The 17,788-nt window shown below is 52.3% G+C and carries 13 protein-coding genes and 14 tRNA genes; 2 read left to right on the forward strand and 25 right to left on the reverse strand.

Going from position 1 to position 17,788, the window contains the following annotated elements:
• Positions 1-8 precede the first annotated feature (8 nt).
• Positions 9-1,376, reverse strand: a complete 1,368-nt coding sequence (gene ffh, locus EIZ48_RS17455) for a signal recognition particle protein (protein ID WP_160654113.1) — start codon at positions 1,374-1,376, stop codon at positions 9-11.
• Positions 1,377-1,588: 212 nt separating this feature from the next.
• Between ffh and EIZ48_RS17460 the strand changes: the two genes are divergently transcribed.
• The gene (locus tag EIZ48_RS17460) at positions 1,589-2,386 is read left to right on the forward strand and encodes a cytochrome C assembly family protein (RefSeq protein WP_075763070.1); all 798 of its coding nucleotides are present in this window, start codon (positions 1,589-1,591) and stop codon (positions 2,384-2,386) included.
• A 90-nt stretch (positions 2,387-2,476) separates the two neighbouring features.
• Complete coding sequence (locus EIZ48_RS17465) at positions 2,477-3,754, forward strand: HlyC/CorC family transporter (protein WP_160654116.1); 1,278 nt, start codon at positions 2,477-2,479, stop codon at positions 3,752-3,754.
• An 88-nt stretch (positions 3,755-3,842) separates the two neighbouring features.
• On the opposite strand, the gene luxS is transcribed toward EIZ48_RS17465, so the two are convergent.
• The 24 genes from luxS to csrA form a co-directional block, all read right to left on the reverse strand.
• Complete coding sequence (gene luxS / locus EIZ48_RS17470; protein WP_160654118.1) at positions 3,843-4,361, reverse strand: S-ribosylhomocysteine lyase; 519 nt, start codon at positions 4,359-4,361, stop codon at positions 3,843-3,845.
• A gap of 72 nt (positions 4,362-4,433) precedes the next feature.
• Positions 4,434-5,045 carry a transglycosylase SLT domain-containing protein gene (locus EIZ48_RS17475; RefSeq protein ID WP_160654120.1) on the reverse strand — a complete coding sequence of 204 codons (612 nt, stop codon included), beginning with the start codon at positions 5,043-5,045 and terminating at the stop codon, positions 4,434-4,436.
• Between the two features lie 149 nt (positions 5,046-5,194).
• Positions 5,195-6,760 carry a glutamate--cysteine ligase gene (gshA, locus tag EIZ48_RS17480; RefSeq protein WP_160654123.1) on the reverse strand — a complete coding sequence of 522 codons (1,566 nt, stop codon included), beginning with the start codon at positions 6,758-6,760 and terminating at the stop codon, positions 5,195-5,197.
• Between the two features lie 201 nt (positions 6,761-6,961).
• Positions 6,962-9,817: an insulinase family protein gene (locus tag EIZ48_RS17485; protein WP_160654126.1), complete on the reverse strand. Its 2,856-nt coding sequence runs from the start codon at positions 9,815-9,817 to the stop codon at positions 6,962-6,964.
• A 14-nt stretch (positions 9,818-9,831) separates the two neighbouring features.
• Positions 9,832-10,260, reverse strand: a complete 429-nt coding sequence (locus EIZ48_RS17490) for a YqaA family protein (RefSeq protein ID WP_160654128.1) — start codon at positions 10,258-10,260, stop codon at positions 9,832-9,834.
• Positions 10,261-10,325: 65 nt separating this feature from the next.
• Positions 10,326-11,285 carry an NADP-dependent oxidoreductase gene (locus EIZ48_RS17495; protein WP_160654131.1) on the reverse strand — a complete coding sequence of 320 codons (960 nt, stop codon included), beginning with the start codon at positions 11,283-11,285 and terminating at the stop codon, positions 10,326-10,328.
• 184 nt (positions 11,286-11,469) lie between these two features.
• Positions 11,470-12,600 (reverse strand): sodium ion-translocating decarboxylase subunit beta, encoded by a 1,131-nt coding sequence (locus tag EIZ48_RS17500; protein ID WP_075763077.1) that lies wholly within the window; start codon positions 12,598-12,600, stop codon positions 11,470-11,472.
• Between the two features lie 9 nt (positions 12,601-12,609).
• Positions 12,610-14,397 (reverse strand): sodium-extruding oxaloacetate decarboxylase subunit alpha, encoded by a 1,788-nt coding sequence (oadA, locus tag EIZ48_RS17505; RefSeq protein ID WP_160654135.1) that lies wholly within the window; start codon positions 14,395-14,397, stop codon positions 12,610-12,612.
• Between the two features lie 44 nt (positions 14,398-14,441).
• Positions 14,442-14,693, reverse strand: coding sequence for an oxaloacetate decarboxylase subunit gamma (locus EIZ48_RS17510; RefSeq protein ID WP_075763079.1), 252 nt, complete (start codon positions 14,691-14,693; stop codon positions 14,442-14,444).
• Positions 14,694-15,378: 685 nt separating this feature from the next.
• Positions 15,379-15,455, reverse strand: a tRNA-Arg gene (locus EIZ48_RS17515).
• 96 nt (positions 15,456-15,551) lie between these two features.
• A tRNA-Arg gene (locus EIZ48_RS17520) sits at positions 15,552-15,628 on the reverse strand.
• Between the two features lie 53 nt (positions 15,629-15,681).
• Positions 15,682-15,758: transfer RNA gene (locus EIZ48_RS17525), tRNA-Arg, on the reverse strand.
• A gap of 95 nt (positions 15,759-15,853) precedes the next feature.
• Positions 15,854-15,930 (reverse strand) — tRNA-Arg (locus tag EIZ48_RS17530).
• Between the two features lie 76 nt (positions 15,931-16,006).
• A tRNA-Arg gene (locus tag EIZ48_RS17535) sits at positions 16,007-16,083 on the reverse strand.
• A gap of 94 nt (positions 16,084-16,177) precedes the next feature.
• A tRNA-Arg gene (locus tag EIZ48_RS17540) sits at positions 16,178-16,254 on the reverse strand.
• 115 nt (positions 16,255-16,369) lie between these two features.
• A tRNA-Arg gene (locus tag EIZ48_RS17545) sits at positions 16,370-16,446 on the reverse strand.
• 55 nt (positions 16,447-16,501) lie between these two features.
• Positions 16,502-16,593: transfer RNA gene (locus tag EIZ48_RS17550), tRNA-Ser, on the reverse strand.
• A gap of 11 nt (positions 16,594-16,604) precedes the next feature.
• Positions 16,605-16,681, reverse strand: a tRNA-Arg gene (locus tag EIZ48_RS17555).
• Between the two features lie 56 nt (positions 16,682-16,737).
• A tRNA-Arg gene (locus tag EIZ48_RS17560) sits at positions 16,738-16,814 on the reverse strand.
• Between the two features lie 48 nt (positions 16,815-16,862).
• Positions 16,863-16,954: transfer RNA gene (locus tag EIZ48_RS17565), tRNA-Ser, on the reverse strand.
• A gap of 11 nt (positions 16,955-16,965) precedes the next feature.
• A tRNA-Arg gene (locus EIZ48_RS17570) sits at positions 16,966-17,042 on the reverse strand.
• Positions 17,043-17,094: 52 nt separating this feature from the next.
• Positions 17,095-17,171 (reverse strand) — tRNA-Arg (locus EIZ48_RS17575).
• Positions 17,172-17,192: 21 nt separating this feature from the next.
• Positions 17,193-17,284 (reverse strand) — tRNA-Ser (locus tag EIZ48_RS17580).
• A gap of 227 nt (positions 17,285-17,511) precedes the next feature.
• On the reverse strand, positions 17,512-17,709 hold the full coding sequence (csrA, locus tag EIZ48_RS17585) for a carbon storage regulator CsrA (protein WP_075763080.1): 198 nt from the start codon (positions 17,707-17,709) through the stop codon (positions 17,512-17,514).
• Between the last annotated feature and the right edge of the window lie 79 nt (positions 17,710-17,788).

The raw sequence follows: 17,788 nt of genomic DNA on the forward strand, positions 1-17,788 counted from the left end.
TAAATTGCCTAGCGACCAGGGAACATGCCGCCACCCGGCATCATGCCTTTCATATTGCGCATCATGTTCTTCATCCCGCCCTTCTGCATCTTCTTCATCATCTTCTGCATCTGGGTGAACTGTTTCAGCAAACGGTTAACATCCTGTACCTGGGTACCTGAACCCATGGCGATACGCTTCTTGCGCGAACCCTTGATGATTTCCGGACGCTCACGCTCTCCCGGTGTCATCGAGTTAATGATAGCCTCCATCTGGACGAACATCTTGTCGTCGACCTGATCTTTGACATTGTCAGGCAGCTGGGACATACCCGGCAGCTTGTCCATCATGCCCATCATGCCGCCCATATTTTTCATCTGCTGCAGCTGGCCGCGGAAATCTTCCAGGTCAAAGCCTTTCTTCTCTTTGAATTTCTTCGCAAGCTTCTCGGCTTTTTCCTTATCAACGTTACGCTCAAGATCTTCGATCAGAGACAGAACGTCACCCATGCCCAGAATACGTGAGGCAACACGATCAGGGTGGAAAGGTTCCAGAGCATCGGTTTTCTCACCCACACCCAGGAATTTAATTGGCTTACCGGTAAGATGACGTACCGATAGCGCCGCACCACCACGGGCATCACCGTCAACCTTGGTCAGGATCACACCGGTCAGCGGCAGGGCCTCGTCAAACGCCTTGGCGGTATTGGCCGCATCCTGACCGGTCATGGCATCAACCACAAACAGGGTTTCTACCGGATTGATGGTCTGATGGACGTCTTTGATCTCGCCCATCATTTCTTCGTCGACATGCAAACGACCGGCGGTATCGACAATCACCACGTCGTAGAACTTCAGCTTACCGTGATCCAATGCGGCCTTGGCAATATCGACCGGCTTCTGATCCGGTGATGACGGGAAGAAATCAATGCCAATGTCGCTAGCCAGCGTTTCCAGCTGTTTGATCGCTGCCGGGCGATAGACATCGGCAGAAACAACCAGAACCTTCTTCTTCTGGCGCTCTTTTAATAATTTACCCAGTTTACCGACACTGGTGGTTTTACCCGCACCCTGCAGGCCTGCCATCAAGATGACTGCCGGCGGCTGGCATGACAGGTCGAGGTCTTCGTTGGACGCTCCCATCACCGCTTCAAGTTCAGCCTGAACTATCTTGATGAACTCCTGCCCCGGCGTCAGGCTTTTCGATACCTCGGTACCGACAGCGCGCTCTTTGACACGCTTAACAAAGTCACGGACAACAGGAAGCGCAACATCGGCTTCGAGTAACGCCATACGTACTTCACGCAGCGTATCCTTGATGTTGTCGTCCGTCAGACGACCACGGCCGCTGACATTCTTAAGCGTTCGCGATAAACGCTCCGATAAATTTTCGAACATGTGCTACTCGCTCGTTACGCAACAAAATCTGAGAGATCTGGCTAGTATACCGCATAACCCCGCCCGCTTTCATGTTATCGCGACCACTTTAGGCCCAGTTCTCTATCGAACTGCGTCATGTCCCACAGATTCAGGTGGGCATTACATTGGCGGCGAGACATTGAGCAAGGTATAATTGCCGATTCTAACCATCTTAAATAGTTAAGTTTACTATGGATATGTTGATAGCCTTAATGGCTGCTTGCTTATATTTCCTAGCCCTCGGGCTGGTCGTGCCAGGACTTACAAACAGTAATGGTATTAAAACCAAACCAGTGTTCCTGTGTGCGCTGGCAGCTATTGCCCTGCATATCCTGCTCTTAAAAGACTTAATTCATGGCGGTCCGGGCCAGAATTTAAGTATTTTGAATGTGGCATCTTTGATCAGCCTGATTATTTCGCTGCTGACCACGCTGGCAATGCTGCGGATACGGGTTTGGTTCCTGCTACCTGTCGTATACAGCTTCGCGGCGATTAACCTCTCCGCGGCCACCCTGCTTCCGGGCACCTTTATCACCCATCTGGAAGCCCATCCGCAGGTGCTGCTGCATATTTCGCTGGCGCTGTTTTCGTATTCAACACTGATGATTGCCACCCTGTATGCCATTCAGCTGGCCTGGCTCGACCACAAGCTGAAAAATAAAAAAAGCCTGCTGATCAATCCGAACATCCCCCCTTTAATGATGGTCGAGAGGCAGCTTTTCAAGATCATTCTGGTCGGAAACTCGCTGCTGACCGTGACACTGATCACCGGCTTTGCCTTTATTCAGGATATGCTGGCGCAGGGGAAACTCCACAAAGCCGTCCTTTCATTGCTGGCCTGGGTGGTATACAGCGTCTTGCTTTGGGGGCATTACCAGCTCGGTTGGCGAGGTCGCCGGGTAGTATGGTTTAGCCTGGTAGGTGCCTTCCTGCTCACGCTGGCATATTTCGGCAGCCGCTTCGTCAAAGAGATCATCATTGGGGCATAAAAAGTGCCCCTTTTATTGTCATGCTAACATTGACACCTACCCACTCAGGGTACAAAGTACTTGTAACAGAAACGTTAAGGAAATAGTTTTTTGGACGACATATCCACGGGAGTCTTATTCTCCCTCCTGATATTACTACTCGTCATTTCCGGATACTTCTCCGGTTCTGAAACCGGCATGATGTCACTCAACCGCTATAAGCTGAGACATCTTGCCAACCAGGGACACAGGGGAGCCAAGCGGGTTGAAAAACTGCTTTCGCGTCCCGACCGGCTGATCGGTCTTATCCTGATCGGCAACAACCTCGTCAACATTCTCGCGTCGGCGATTGCGACCATTCTCGGCATGCGCCTGTACGGCGATCTGGGTGTCGCCATTGCGACCGGTGCCCTCACCCTGGTCGTCCTGGTCTTTGCCGAGGTCACACCGAAAACCCTTGCCGCCCTCTACCCGGAACGCGTCTCCTACACCAGCAGCGTCGTACTGAATATTTTGATGAAGCTGCTGTATCCGCTGGTCTGGTTCGTCAATGGCATTACCAATAGCTTTCTGATGTTGCTGGGACTCAGGGTCGACAACATGAACGACCCCAAGCTCAGCTCAGATGAACTGCGGACCGTGGTGAACGAAGCCGGTGGACTGATCCCCCGACGTCACCAGGATATGCTGCTGTCTATTCTGGATCTGGAAAACGTCACGGTCGAAGATCTGATGGTGCCGCGCAGCGATATCGCCGCCATCAACATCAACGATGACTGGAAGTCGATTGTCCGCCAGCTGAGCCATTCAGCCCATGGCCGGATCGTGCTGTATCGCGACACTATTGACGAAGTCGTCGGAATGCTACGAGTACGCGAGGCGTACCGGCTAATGATGGATAAAAACGACTTCAGCAAAGCCAACCTGCTACGTGCCGCCGACGAGGTGTACTTTATTCCGGAGGGCACCCCGCTCAATATTCAGCTGCTGAAATTCCAGCGCAACAAAGAGCGTATTGGCCTCATTGTCGATGAATACGGCGACATTCAGGGACTGATCACCCTCGAAGATATTCTTGAGGAGATCGTCGGCGAATTTACCACCTCGATCACCCCGACCCTGGCAGAAGAAATCACCCCGCAGGCGGATGGCAGCCTGATGATAGAAGGCAGTGCCAATATCCGGGATCTCAACAAGAGTCTGAACTGGAACCTGCCAACCGATGGGCCGCGCACCCTCAACGGTCTGATCCTGGAGCACCTGGAGGATATCCCGGACAGCCAGCTCAGTATCAAAGTCGGCGGCCACCAGATGGAAATCATCGAGGTCTCCGAGAATATGATCAAACTGGTCAAAGTCCTGCCGACTCCGCTCCAGAAAACGGGCTAGAGCGACACTTGCCACCAATAACGTTCAGAGACAACAAAGCCGGCATTCGCCGGCTTTATTCTTTTCAAGTTGCACTATCTGTATGCTGTTACTTCACGCTCAGCTCGTTGAGCATGGCTTCCGGCAGCGCCAGATCATCATTCTTATTGACATCAATACCCTGCTCAAGAATGGATTTGGCTATCTGCTTGGCATCATCCAGCGAATGCATGCTAAAAGTGCCGCACTGGTATTCATTCAGCTCGGGGATCTTGTCCTGCGACTCCACCTTCAGCACATCTTCCATGGCCGCCGTCCAGCTCGCAGCCACATCCTGCTCGCTCGGGGTACCAATCAGGCTCATGTAAAAACCGGTACGACAGCCCATCGGTGAAATATCGATAATCTCGACATTATCCGAATTAAGGTGGTTACGCATAAAGCCCGCGTAAAGATGCTCAAGAGTATGGATACCACGCTCGCTCAGAATGTCCGCATTGGGGCGACAGAAGCGCAGATCAAAAACAGTGATGGTATCCCCTTTCGGAGTCTGCATCGTTTTGGCCACACGCACAGCCGGTGCATGCATGCGGGTGTGGTCAACGGTAAAACTATCTAATAATGGCATTACATCCTTCTCCTTTGCCAAGTCTTCTCACTAGGTTAATCATAGCCCAGCCGCTGACACCGTCAGCGCTGGCTAAAACGGCCACCAGCTACGGTTATCTTCCAATTCTTGCCGGCACTGCTTGAGTTGCCAGCCATAGTCCTTCGCCTGCTGTTCAACCTTGCGCGATATTTTCATCAGGGTCGGTTTGGAGCGGTAGGTGCCACGGCTATAGCCGCCACGCCCGTCATGGTAGGCCAAGTATTGATTGTAGGCATCCCACTTGGATATTCCCAGCTGCCGCTGGGTCTCACTGGTATACCAGCCAACAAACATCATCGAGTCAGCAAAGTCGGTACGCGAGCCGCCATTGCCCGTTGCCTTCTGGTAGTCCTCCCAGGCAGGATCCTGGGCCTGGGCGTAACCATAGGCGCTGCTGACCCTACCCCAGGGAATAAATCCCAGGACATAGTCCTTCGGTGGGCGGGCATCATGACGAAAACTGCTTTCCTGCTTGATAAACGCCATGGCGACATGCATCGGCGTCCCCCATTCTTCCTGCATATCAAGCCCCGCTTCATACCAATCCGGCTTTTCACGGAAAATACTGCACAGGTTAGACTGATCTTTGGGAGGAGGCGTCGCACAGCCGGCCAGCGTGACGGCCAGGCCTGAATACAGTATCAAACGGGAAACAAAGCGCATTTTTTCATCCAAGTCGGAACCAAACGACAAATTAACGGTCAGAACCTATGACTGACAGCCGTGCTGTCATCATCCCTGCGAAATTATATTACCGGGCAGCAAGGTAGCTGCCCATTTTTTTATCTCAAATTGAGACCGATACCGACCCCCTATTTCAGGTCGGCAAAATAATCATCCAGAAACTCATCAAAAGACTGGCTGTCATTCTGTTCTATCTGAGCCTGCCTGATTCTCGACGCTTCGACTTCCTGCTCAAACTCTTGTTGTGAGTAGAATGCAAAGTCGCGATCTTTAATCTCACCGGCGTGAGCATTGGCCAACTCCAATCCAACCCGACCAATTCCTTCCTGTTGTTTGATCTGGTTCAGCAACCGGGCTGACAATGTCAGTTCAGGATCATCAATCCATTTTTTCAGGCGCAAGATAGTCTGCTGGTAGCTGTCATTTCCGGCAGCGGCGTCCATCGCCAGAGCAACCTGTTCCAGTTCGGCAAACACACGCTGGCCCCACTTCTGAACAGTCAGACGTTCACCGTTACAGCCGATCTTTAGCAGCAACTCGGGATTACGGCCATCAAGCACCACACGGTTCCAGTTATCGCGCCAGCATTCAAGCTCGGCATCGTCCATCTGATCCGACGGTGACAACACAGCCCAGGTCAGGAACAAGTCCAGGAAACGGACCTGATCGGCCGTTATCCCAATCGGACTGAACGGGTTCACATCCAGCGAGCGCACTTCAATATACTCAACACCGCCACGGCTCAACGCTTCGGAAGGTTTCTCGCCGTCGGCAGCAACACGCTTAGGACGGATTGGTGCATACAGCTCGTTCTCGATTTGCAGCACGTTAGTATTTAGCTGACGGTACTCTCCGTCGACCTTCACCCCGATGCTGGCAAACTCTTCGGACGGAGTACGAATCGCTTTCTGCAGTCCTTCCAGATACTGGTCAAGGCTGTTGAAGCCAATCTTCAGCGAACTTTGTTCATGGTTGGTGTAACCAAGATCACTCAGGCGTAATGCCGTTGCATTAGGCAAGAAATACGTTCCGCACCCCACTTTTTCAAAATTGAGTGCAGAGGCACTCTTGTTGAGGAACGAGCCGCACAGCGCCGGAGAGGCACCGAACAGATACGGGATCAACCAGCCAAAGCGGTAGTAGTTACGGATCAGGCCAAAATAGGCATCTGACACGGAATCGCGGCGCTCCTGTTCGGCCTGATCGCCAAACAGCTGCTGCCAAAATTCATCCGGAAACGAAAAGTTAAAATGCACCCCGGAAATCACCTGCATCACGCTGCCGTAGCGGTGCTTCAGCCCCTCGCGATATAGCGTCTTCATGCGGCCGCTATTCGAGCTACCGTATTGCGCCAGGGTAATATCGTCTTCCTTACCGACAAAACACGGCATCGACATTGGCCACAGGCTTTCCTGATCCAGTTTACTGTAGGTGAACTGATGAATATCACTTAGCTGCGTCAACAAACTGTCAACATCATGCGACACCGGCGTAATAAACTCCAACAACGACTCGGCAAAATCTGTCGTTACCCATTTGTTGGTTAATGCCGAACCCAGTCCGGCAGGGTGCGGCTGTGCAGACAGGTCTCCTTGCGGTGTCATACGTAGCGCTTCTCGTTCCAAGCCACGCCCTATCTGAGTCAGTGCATCAGGATTAGCAGAAATCTGCTGCAACCTTTGTGAAAAATCCATCAAGGCCATTCTCAATCATTAACTTAATAAGTGAGCTAGAGTAATCATTATTTTTTACGATTACCACGATTATTAGTGCGAAACAGTTTTACAGGCCAGAAACAATCATGACCATCCGCACTTTGCTCTCTGTTACATAAAAGCAGTAAAAAGCCAGCACTTTGCATGCTGGCTTCATTCAGGGTAAGACCACTATCGCCGCTACTTCTGCGGCTCCAGCACCTTAATCGGGATCCCCAGCGTTTCAAACTGCGGCGTCAGCGACTTGGCATCACCGACAACGATTATTTGATAATCCTTTGGATTAAACCAGGTTGACGCCAGCTCATTGAGTCGTGACTTGCTGATACTCACAACAATATCGTTACGGGTATCGACAAAGTTCTCCGGCAGTGAATAGGTCAGGATCTGCCCCAGTAGCTGGGCCTTCTTACCCGGCGTTTCATAGTTCAGGGCATCTTTCTGTCCGACCGCCAGGCGCATAAAGGCCACTTCCTCGTCAGTGACGCCCTCCGAGCTCATTTTCTCCAGCTCGGCAAGAAACTCCTTGAGCGAGGCCAGGCTGGCATCGGCGCGAACCTGGGCATAGTAGACAGACAACCCGACTTCCTTGCCGCCACTCTGGTAACCGCCGGCACCATAAGTGTAGCCTTTGTCCTCACGCAGATTTAAGTTGATACGGCTATTGAAGTTACCGGCCAGATTGAAGTTCGCCAGCTGGGTTTCAAACAGTTCCCCGGTCGCATCAAACGGCAGCCCCTGGCGCACCAGGCGGATCACGGTTTGTGGTGCGCCCGGTTTGTCGACCATCCACAGCGTCTGCTGGGGAAGGTTCGGCAGTCCCTGCGGCGCATATGTCGGCTCGGGCATGCCCTGCCAGTTAGCCAGGAAGTCGAGCTGAGAGGTCAGCTGCTTCGAGTTGATATCGCCAACCACCACAATATCGGCCCCGTTCGGGGTGTAGTATCGACGATAGAAGGCTTTGACATCATCAAGCGAAATCGCTTCCAACGAGTCCTTGGTGCCTTCCGGCGGCAAGCTAAAGCTGGTTCCGCGGAACAAGACTTCACGGGTTGCCTGGCCAGCAAGCCACGACGGGCGCTGGTGCTCATAAACAACGCCTTCAAGGGCCTGCTGTTTGACGCGCTCAAAATCAACCGGATCAAAGGCCGGGTTGAACAGGCGCTCCTCCATGATGGCCAACGTCTGAGGCAGGTTCTTCTCCAGTGACGTGACAGACACAACCGTGCCATACAAACCGGCACTGAAGCTCACCGTACTGCCCAGGCTATCTAGCCGTGATGACAGCTCCTCGGCAGAAGACTTTGTACTGGCCTCGCCCATCATCGAGGCAGTGAGCTGCGCCAGCCCGGTTTTCCCGGCAGGCTCGAAACGTCGGCCGGCTGGGATCACCATTTGCAGTTCGACTGTCGGCGTTTCACGGTATTTGGTTCCCAGTACCTTGATCCCGTTCGCCAGCTCAAACTGATACAGTTCGGGCATCACAGACTCAACCGGCGAAGACGGTTGTGGCATCACCGAACGGTCGAAGTCATCAGCCGGCTCCCTGAGCAGCAACTCGTTATCTGCCACTTTCTGGTGCTCGCCGATGATCCGGGAAGGCGGTGCATAGTTAGGCTTGGCGGCCTGAATCGCCGTATTCCCCTTGGGAACAACACTCAGGGTGACGCTAGGATTACCGTTGATGTAACGCATGTAGGCCTGCTCCATACTGGTGGTTGTCACCGCCCGGAGATTGCCCAGCTCGACACTCAGGTAATTCGGGTTATCAAAGAAAGTCTGGTAGGCCGCCAGCTGAGAAACTTTGCCACTGACACTCTGCAGACCAAAGATCGCGTTGGCTTCAACCATGCCCTTGAGCTCGTTAAGCTCTTTGCTGTTGATACCGCGCTGCTCAAGTCCGTCCAGTACCGTCGTGACTTTCTGGCGCAGATCTTTCAGGTTTCCTTTATTGCCGCTCTGCCCCATGGCGTAGACATACATGGTACAGGCCAGCTCGGCACAGTCATGAAAGGCACCGGCGTCGACCACTTCGCCCGTCTTGACCAGGTTCTGGTACAACAGGCTGTTCTTGCCACCGCCGATAACCCGCGCCAGCATATCCAGCGAGGCTTCATCCTCGGCACCGTTATAGGAAGTCGGCCACGCCATCAGCAGCATAGGTTGCTGAATTTTGTCTTCCAGGGTCAGATAGCGATCGGCGTCGATCGTCACTGGTTTCTTCGCCGACTTTTCAACTTCAGGACCACGCGGGATCGAGCCGAAATACTTGCTCACCCAGGCCAGCGTCTGCTCGACATCAATATCACCGCCAATGGTCAGCGTGGCATTGTTCGGTCCGTACCAACGCAGGAAAAATGCCTTTAGATCGTTGACATCTACCCGATCCAAATCCTCGATATAACCGATTGTCTGCCAGGAATAAGGGTGGGTACGGGGAAACAGTGCTTCCCCCATACGTTCGTAAACCAAGCCATATGGCCGGTTTTCGTAACGCTGGGCGCGTTCGTTTTTCACCGTCGAACGCTGAATTTCAAACTTGCGCTGCGAGACAGCCCCTAACAGGAAGCCCATTCGGTCCGACTCCAGCCAAAGCATTTTCTCCAACTGGTTGGAAGGAACAGTCTGGAAGTAATTGGTCCGGTCGCGGTTGGTGGTACCATTGAGGGTTCCACCTGCCTCGGTGATCAGGCGGAAGTGTTCCTGATCGCCGACATGCTCGGAACCCTGGAACATCATATGTTCAAAAAAATGGGCAAAACCTGACTTGCCCAGCTCTTCACGGGCCGATCCCACATGGTAGGTCATGTCGACATGAACCAGCGGATCAGACTTGTCTTCGTGCAGCAGCACAGTCAGCCCATTGTCGAGGGTATATTTGGTATAGGGAATAACAGGCTCGTCAGGCTGTCCGCCTGTCACCTGTTCAATAAACGTTACCCCTTCAGGTAACTCGGGAGCCGCGTCTCTCTGCGCCAACTGGGCTCCACACCCAGCAAGAGAAAATAGCGCAACGCCTAGAATCCACTTTTGCACGTAAGCATTCCTTATTATAAACCTTGTACGATCAGAGCCAGTACAGCATAACGTATGGCCTTTCCGATCATGACGATCAGAAAACTCAGCCAATGGCGCATACGCAACCAGCCTGCCGCCAAACACAAAGGATCCCCGATAACGGGTAACCAGCTGAAAAACAATGACCAGTAGCCATATTTTTTCAGCCATTGCAGGGCTTTATGACCATGTTTTTCATCAGAAGTTTTATCTGGCAGTAATCTTCCCAGCCAGTAGTTCGTCATTCCCCCCAGGGTATTGCCCAACGTCGCCACAGCCACGACGAGCCATACCGCATTATCGCCGAGCTTGAGGGTAGCAATGAGACTCGCTTCCGAGCCTCCGGGGAGCAAGGTGGCACTCAAAAAACCAGTGGTGAACAACACCCAAAGTGCCGATTCACCATTCATTAACTCTAGCATTGAAACAACTTATTGATAATCAGGCAGATTGTATTCTACCTTTTGAGAAAGTCACCGTGCAGGCTTTACTCGCCGCTATCTACAGCCAGTACGATCTTGCCTCGGGTATGGCCTGCCTCAATGTCGCTGTGCGCCTGCGCCCCGTCAGACAGCGGATATTGTGAAGCGATATGCAGTTTTAGCTGTCCGCTCTCCAGCATGGCCATCATAGCATTGTTCTGCTCGACAGACGGCGACACCAGCATCCCCTCTGCCTGTAACTCCCGCTGCCGGGCCTGCTCGCAGACGGCATCGGCGGTAATCGTCGGAATGGTCACCACCCGCCCCCCCGGTTTTACACAATCCAATGCCGCGATACCAACATCACCGCCCATGAGGTCAATCAGTACATCGACAGGTTCGATCTGCTCAGCCAATGGCGCCCGGTGATAATCCACCGCCGTTGCCCCCAGGTCGTTAACAAACGCCATATTGGCCGCCGAGCAACTGGCCATCACATTGGCTCCCCGGGCAACCGCCAACTGGATCGCAATATGACCGACGCCACCGGCACCGGCCAGGATCAGCACCCGATCATTCTCGCCTGCCTGTCCCTTATCGAGCGCCTGCCATGCCGTTTGCCCGGCCAGCGGCAGTGCTGCTGCACTGGCCAGATGGATGCCTTTCGCAACTCGGCTCAGCGCATCGGCCTCGACAGCCACATATTCACTGTAGCCACCACCTTTAAGGGGAAAACCGACAAACCCCGCCACACTCTCTCCAACAGCGAAGTCCTGTACGTTCGCACCAACTTTCACCACCTTGCCGGCAATGTCATAGCCCGGCACCCAGGGCAGGTTATCTTTGTTCTGCTGCGCAGCCCACCCCAGCCCGGCACGGGTTTTGGCATCTATCGGGTTCACGCCGGCATAGGCGACCCTGACCAGCACCTGGCTATCAGACGGTACAGGTATTTCGGTAGTTTGCATCGCCAATACCGAAGGCTGACCAAACTGGGTTATTGCGAGTTGCTGACAAGCGTTCATTCCCTTTTCCTTTTTATCTGATTTATACCGGTATGTGATCATTGATGTAAGAGAGCATATACCTAATTGCCACCATAAAAAAACGGGTAGCATATTGCTACCCGTTTCAATGTGTTTCAAACCAACAAGGCTTATCTGGCATCCAAGCGGCTTCTCACCGGTGTATTGCCTAGTCGATATGCTGTTAGCCAACCAGAGCCAGCAAAATACCGGCCGCAACCGCCGAACCCAGTACCCCGGCCACGTTAGGGCCCATGGCATGCATCAGCAGGAAGTTGTGCGGGTTAGCCTCGAGGCCGACCTTGTTAACAACCCGTGCCGCCATCGGTACCGCTGATACGCCCGCCGCACCAATAAGTGGGTTGATATCTTCCTTGCTGTAGCGGTTAAGCAATTTGGCCATCAGGACACCACCGCCGGTACCGACACTGAATGCCACCGCACCCAGCACCAGGATCCCCAGGGTTTCGAACTGCAGGAACTTGTCTGCTTCCAGCTTTGAGCCGACACCCAGTCCAAGCATGATAGTCACAATATTGATCAGCTCGTTCTGAACCGTGTTGGACAGGCGATCGACGACCCCGGACTCACGCATCAGGTTACCCAGACAGAACATACCGACCAGCGGCGTCGCCGAAGGCAGGAACAAGATAGTCATCAACAGTACTGCCAGCGGGAACAGCACCTTCTCGGCCTTGCCGACATGGCGAAGCTGCTCCATCTGGATCACACGCTCTTCCGGTGTAGTCAGCGCCTTCATAATTGGCGGCTGAATGATCGGCACCAGTGCCATATAACTATAGGCAGCTACCGCAATCGCACCGAGCAGATCCGGTGACAGACGACTTGCCAGGAAGATGGCCGTCGGGCCGTCGGCACCACCGATGATCGCGATAGATGACGCATCTGCCAGGGTAAATTCCATCCCGGGCACCATGTTGAGCAAGATTGCCCCGAACAGGGTGAAGAAAATACCAAACTGGGCCGCAGCACCGAGCAGCAGGGTTTTCGGGTTCGCAATCAACGCCCCGAAGTCCGTCATTGCTCCGACGCCCATGAAGATCAACAGCGGGAAGACCCCGGTTTCAATCCCGACATAGTAGATGTAATAGAGCAGACCGCCCGGCTCGGTAAAGCCGGCATTCGGAATGTTTGCCAGTATTGCACCAAAGCCCATCGGCAACAGCAGCAAGGGTTCGAAGCCCTTGCGGATCGCCAAGAAAAGCAGGCCGGCACCGACCAGGATCATTACAAGCTGTCCGAACTCGAAGTTCGCAATCCCGGTCTCTGACCAGAGTTTTAATAAACCGTCCATGGTACCCTCTTACGCCAGGCTCAGGATCGGTGATCCCACCGCTACCGAGTCGCCTTCCTTGACGTGCAGATCCTGCACCACACCACTGCGGGCAGCCCTGACCTCAGTCTCCATTTTCATCGCTTCCAGCACAACCAGCACATCACCTTCAGCAACCGTATTGCCCGGCTGAACATTGATTTTGAAAATGTTACCGGCCAGCGGTGCCGAGACTGGCTCGGCAGTACTTGATGCAGCAACAGGCGCGGCTGCCGGAGCTGACGCGGCTACAGGTGCGATTGCCGATACCTCGCCCGCCGGGCCAACCTCGACATCATAAACCTGACCGTTTACGCGCACGCTGTATGACTCGCTGACGCCAGTTGCGGCTACCGGCGCAGCCGCCGCTGCAGGAGCCGGTGCTTCCTCGGTACCCGGAACCGGCTCGAAAGCCTCTGGGTTATTTCTGTTCTTCAGGAAGTTAAGGCCAACCTGAGGGAACAGGGCATACGTCAAGACGTCATCAACCTGATCGGTCGCTAGCGTGATCCCGTCCGCTTTGGCCTTGGCCACCAAGTCATCAGTCAGGCTCGCCAACTCATCCTCGATCAAATCAGCCGGTCGACACGTTACCGGCTCGGCACCGTCGAGTACTTTTGCCTGCAGTTCGGCATCCACCGGCGCAGGTGCTGCACCATACTCGCCTTTCAGGACACCCGCCGTTTCCTTGCTGATGCTCTTATAGCGCTCGCCGGTCAATACGTTCAGTACCGCCTGCGTACCGACAATCTGCGACGTCGGTGTTACCAGCGGAATAAAACCGAGATCCTTGCGAACGCGAGGGATTTCTTCCAGCACCTCGTCAAAGCGATCCGATGCACCCTGCTCTCTGAGCTGGCTTTCCATATTGGTCAGCATACCGCCCGGTACCTGAGCCAGAAGAATACGGGCATCAACGCCCTTCAGGCTTCCCTCGAACTTGGCGTACTTTTTACGCACATCGCGGAAGTAGCTGGCAATCGGTTCCAGTTGCTGCAGATCCAGATTCGTATCACGCTCTGTACCTTCCAGCATAGCGATCACAGTTTCTGTCGGAGTGTGACCGTAGGTCTGGCTCATCGACGAAATTGCGGTATCCAGAATATCCAGACCGGCCTCGACCGCTTTCACCGCTGTCGCCGTAGACAGACCAGTCGTAGCGTGACAGTGCAGCGCCAACGGCACATCACAGGACGCCTTAATACGCTTGACCAGTTCCTCTGCCTCATAAGGCTTAAGCAAACCGGACATATCTTTGATACAGATAGAGTGACAGCCCAGATCTTCGAGGCGCTTGGCCAGATCGGTCCAGGTATCCAGGTTATGAACCGGACTGGTGGTATAGGAAATTGTTCCCTGGGCATGGGCACCGACATCAACGGTTGCCTTTACGGCTTTTTCAAAGTTGCGGACATCGTTCATCGCATCGAAGATACGGAACACATCCATACCGTTGGCATGTGCACGCTCGACAAACTTCTCCACGACATCGTCGGCATAATGACGGTAGCCTAGTAGGTTCTGACCACGCAGCAGCATCTGCATCGGTGTTTTCGGCATCGCCTGCTTCAGGGCACGCAGACGCTCCCAAGGGTCTTCGCCCAGATAGCGAATACAGGAATCAAACGTAGCACCACCCCATGTTTCGAGAGACCAGTAACCGACGTTATCCAACTGTTCGGCAATGGGCAGCATATCTTCAATACGCAAACGGGTCGCAAAAAGAGACTGATGGGCATCACGTAACACAACGTCAGTGATCGCTAAAGACTTGGACATGCTCACAAACTCCTTGTAATAAAAATCGTCCTGGAAATCACAAATTATGCATTACGGTTACGATACTGATGTATCGCAGCGGTAATGGCAGCCACGACATCGGACTGAACACCATTGTGATTTGAAGCAACTGTTGATGCAGGTTGTGGCTTTATCGCAGGTAATTCTTCCTTCGGCGCCAGTTTTGCTAACAGTTGGACTAAATAGATCAGGGTGCTGAGAAAAACAAAAACCACGACCATACCGGTGGTCATGATTGTTGCAGCTTCCCATAGCAAACTACCTAAATCTGCCATTATTGCTTCCTTTCATTCATATTGTGATTGGCAAACTAAGAATTATCATGACAAGCCAAAATATGTCAAATTGATTAACAAGCGAGACTAAATTACGGTCACTTTGTCTTTTCTTTTTCCAATTTAACCCAAAAATGTTAACTAACGCAGTAATTTATCACAACTGACTGAAAAATAACCAGCTAAAATCATTACCCTGCTCGCAGCAAACTAATAAAAACACTGAGTTATCAAGTTTTCCGGACACTGATATGACGCTTACGTAAACGTAAGCAAAATAATCTGTAATGACGTCTTTTGGGTTAAAGTAATGACATATCAGTTAGTTATAAGAGGTGAGAATTTATTCACGAGCTATTCGATAATTTTGTGGTTATTTCTTATAAATAGACGCGGTTGACAGCAGCATTCACCATAATGAGGCCAGAAGGTCAGCCCTTTGTTACTACATGACTATACCGCGACAGAACACGAGGCATACATGAATTCCATTCGTAAATTCAGTATTGGCTCAAACAGCATAGAAGCGCTGTATCAGAAACATTTACACCTCGCCAGGGGTATATCTTCATACCAATCTGGATAAGTCGTTGTTCAGAGAATTGCGTAGTAATAGGCGATTGTAACCAGCTAGAAGGGAAAGGTAAAAACGAAAAAAGCCCAGCCGAAGCTGAGCTTTAAATAATGGCGCGTCCGGGAGGATTCGAACCTCCGACCGCCTGGTTCGTAGCCAGGTACTCTATCCAGCTGAGCTACGGACGCGCAGGCTTTCTTTACTCTGTTTCTGATAAACATCAGGAGCAGGAAAGAATGATGTCGATTAAAACCCAAAAGGCTCCAACGGACATCTGAAAATAATGGCGCGCTCGGGAGGATTCGAACCTCCGACCGCCTGGTTCGTAGCCAGGTACTCTATCCAGCTGAGCTACGAGCGCGCAGAATCTCTTTGTCGCTCTACAACAACATAATGGCTGCTGTAGTCAAAATATGGCGCGYCCGGGAGGATTCGAACCTCCGACCGCCTGGTTCGTAGCCAGGTACTCTATCCAGCTGAGCTACGGACGCGCAGGCTTTCTTTGCTCTGTTTCTGATACATACCAAGAACAGGAAAGAATGATACCCGTTAAAACCAACACGGTTCCAACTGATACCTTAAATAATGGCGCGCTCGGGAGGATTCGAACCTCCGACCGCCTGGTTCGTAGCCAGGTACTCTATCCAGCTGAGCTACGAGCGCGCAGGAATTGCTTTATACCGAATCGTCAATCCGATTCGGTTATCAATAAGTAACATTCCATGATACTTAGAAAATATGGCGCGTCCGGGAGGATTCGAACCTCCGACCGCCTGGTTCGTAGCCAGGTACTCTATCCAGCTGAGCTACGGACGCGCAGGCTTTCTTTGCTCTGCCTCTGAACAATATCAGGACAGGAAAGAATGATACCCGTTAAAACCGAAACGGTTCCAACCGATATCGAGAAGAATGGCGCGCTCGGGAGGATTCGAACCTCCGACCGCCTGGTTCGTAGCCAGGTACTCTATCCAGCTGAGCTACGAGCGCGCAGAAATCTTTGTAAACCGAAACCAAATAAAGGCTCCAGTTATTGTCAGTAACAGTCCATTGGTATTTAAAAACAATACCTTAAAAACCATACCTTAATCATCTCAAAAAGAGATGGCGCGTCCGGGAGGATTCGAACCTCCGACCGCCTGGTTCGTAGCCAGGTACTCTATCCAGCTGAGCTACGGACGCACAGGTTTTCATATTCAAAGAACTAAGACTAACTTACTTCAAAGAAGAGAAAGAATGGCGGTGAAGGAGGGATTCGAACCCTCGATACGGGATAAACCGTATACTCCCTTAGCAGGGGAGCGCCTTCAGCCTCTCGGCCACCTCACCACACAAATTAATGGCGCGCTCGGGAGGATTCGAACCTCCGACCGCCTGGTTCGTAGCCAGGTACTCTATCCAGCTGAGCTACGAGCGCACACTTAATTCGGTTTTACTACACCGTATCTATGTCGATACCATGCGTTTCAATAATGGCGCGTCCGGGAGGATTCGAACCTCCGACCGCCTGGTTCGTAGCCAGGTACTCTATCCAGCTGAGCTACGGACGCGCAGGCTTTCTTTGCGCACTCCTGATAAATTTCAGGAACGAGAAAGAATGGCGGTGAAGGAGGGATTCGAACCCTCGATACGGGATAAACCGTATACTCCCTTAGCAGGGGAGCGCCTTCAGCCTCTCGGCCACCTCACCACACAGATTAATGGCGCGCTCGGGAGGATTCGAACCTCCGACCGCCTGGTTCGTAGCCAGGTACTCTATCCAGCTGAGCTACGAGCGCACACTAATATCTTTTTATCAATACCGCCAACTTGGGCCATATTGTGAATAACTGGCGCGTCCGGGAGGATTCGAACCTCCGACCGCCTGGTTCGTAGCCAGGTACTCTATCCAGCTGAGCTACGGACGCGCAGATAATCATTGCAAGAAATGGCGGTGAAGGAGGGATTCGAACCCTCGATACGGGATAAACCGTATACTCCCTTAGCAGGGGAGCGCCTTCAGCCTCTCGGCCACCTCACCGTCTTGCGGGGGCTCATATTACTGCTAGCCGAAAATAAGTCAAACACTTTATCGTCAAAAAACGACATTCACGGCGCAGGTGCACACTTAATAGCCAACAAGACAATTAAACCTGCGTAAACGCAATAGTATCTTGTCTTTTTTCAAATAAATGGCGCAATGAGCCGAATAAATCCGGGCATATTCCAGAGACAAAAAAGGCCAGCGATAGACTGACCTTTTTCGATTTAGAAGTTACCAGAACCCTGAGAGCCGGTTTCTTTTTCCGCTTGAATTCGCATGTAGATTTCTTCACGGTGAACAGATACTTCCTTTGGCGCGTTAACACCAATGCGAACCTGGTTCCCTTTAACGCCAAGTACAGTAACAGTCACTTCGTCACCGATCATTAGCGTCTCACCTACGCGACGTGTCAAAATTAGCATTCGTGTGCTCCTTGAGTAATCTCAGTCTATTAAGAGTTAAAGTTTATTATCCAACAATATTTATGCCTCCGGTCACGAA

Origin of the sequence: Photobacterium alginatilyticum (assembly GCF_009910675.1) — a bacterium.
In the GTDB taxonomy this organism is placed as follows: Bacteria; Pseudomonadota; Gammaproteobacteria; order Enterobacterales; family Vibrionaceae; genus Photobacterium; species Photobacterium alginatilyticum.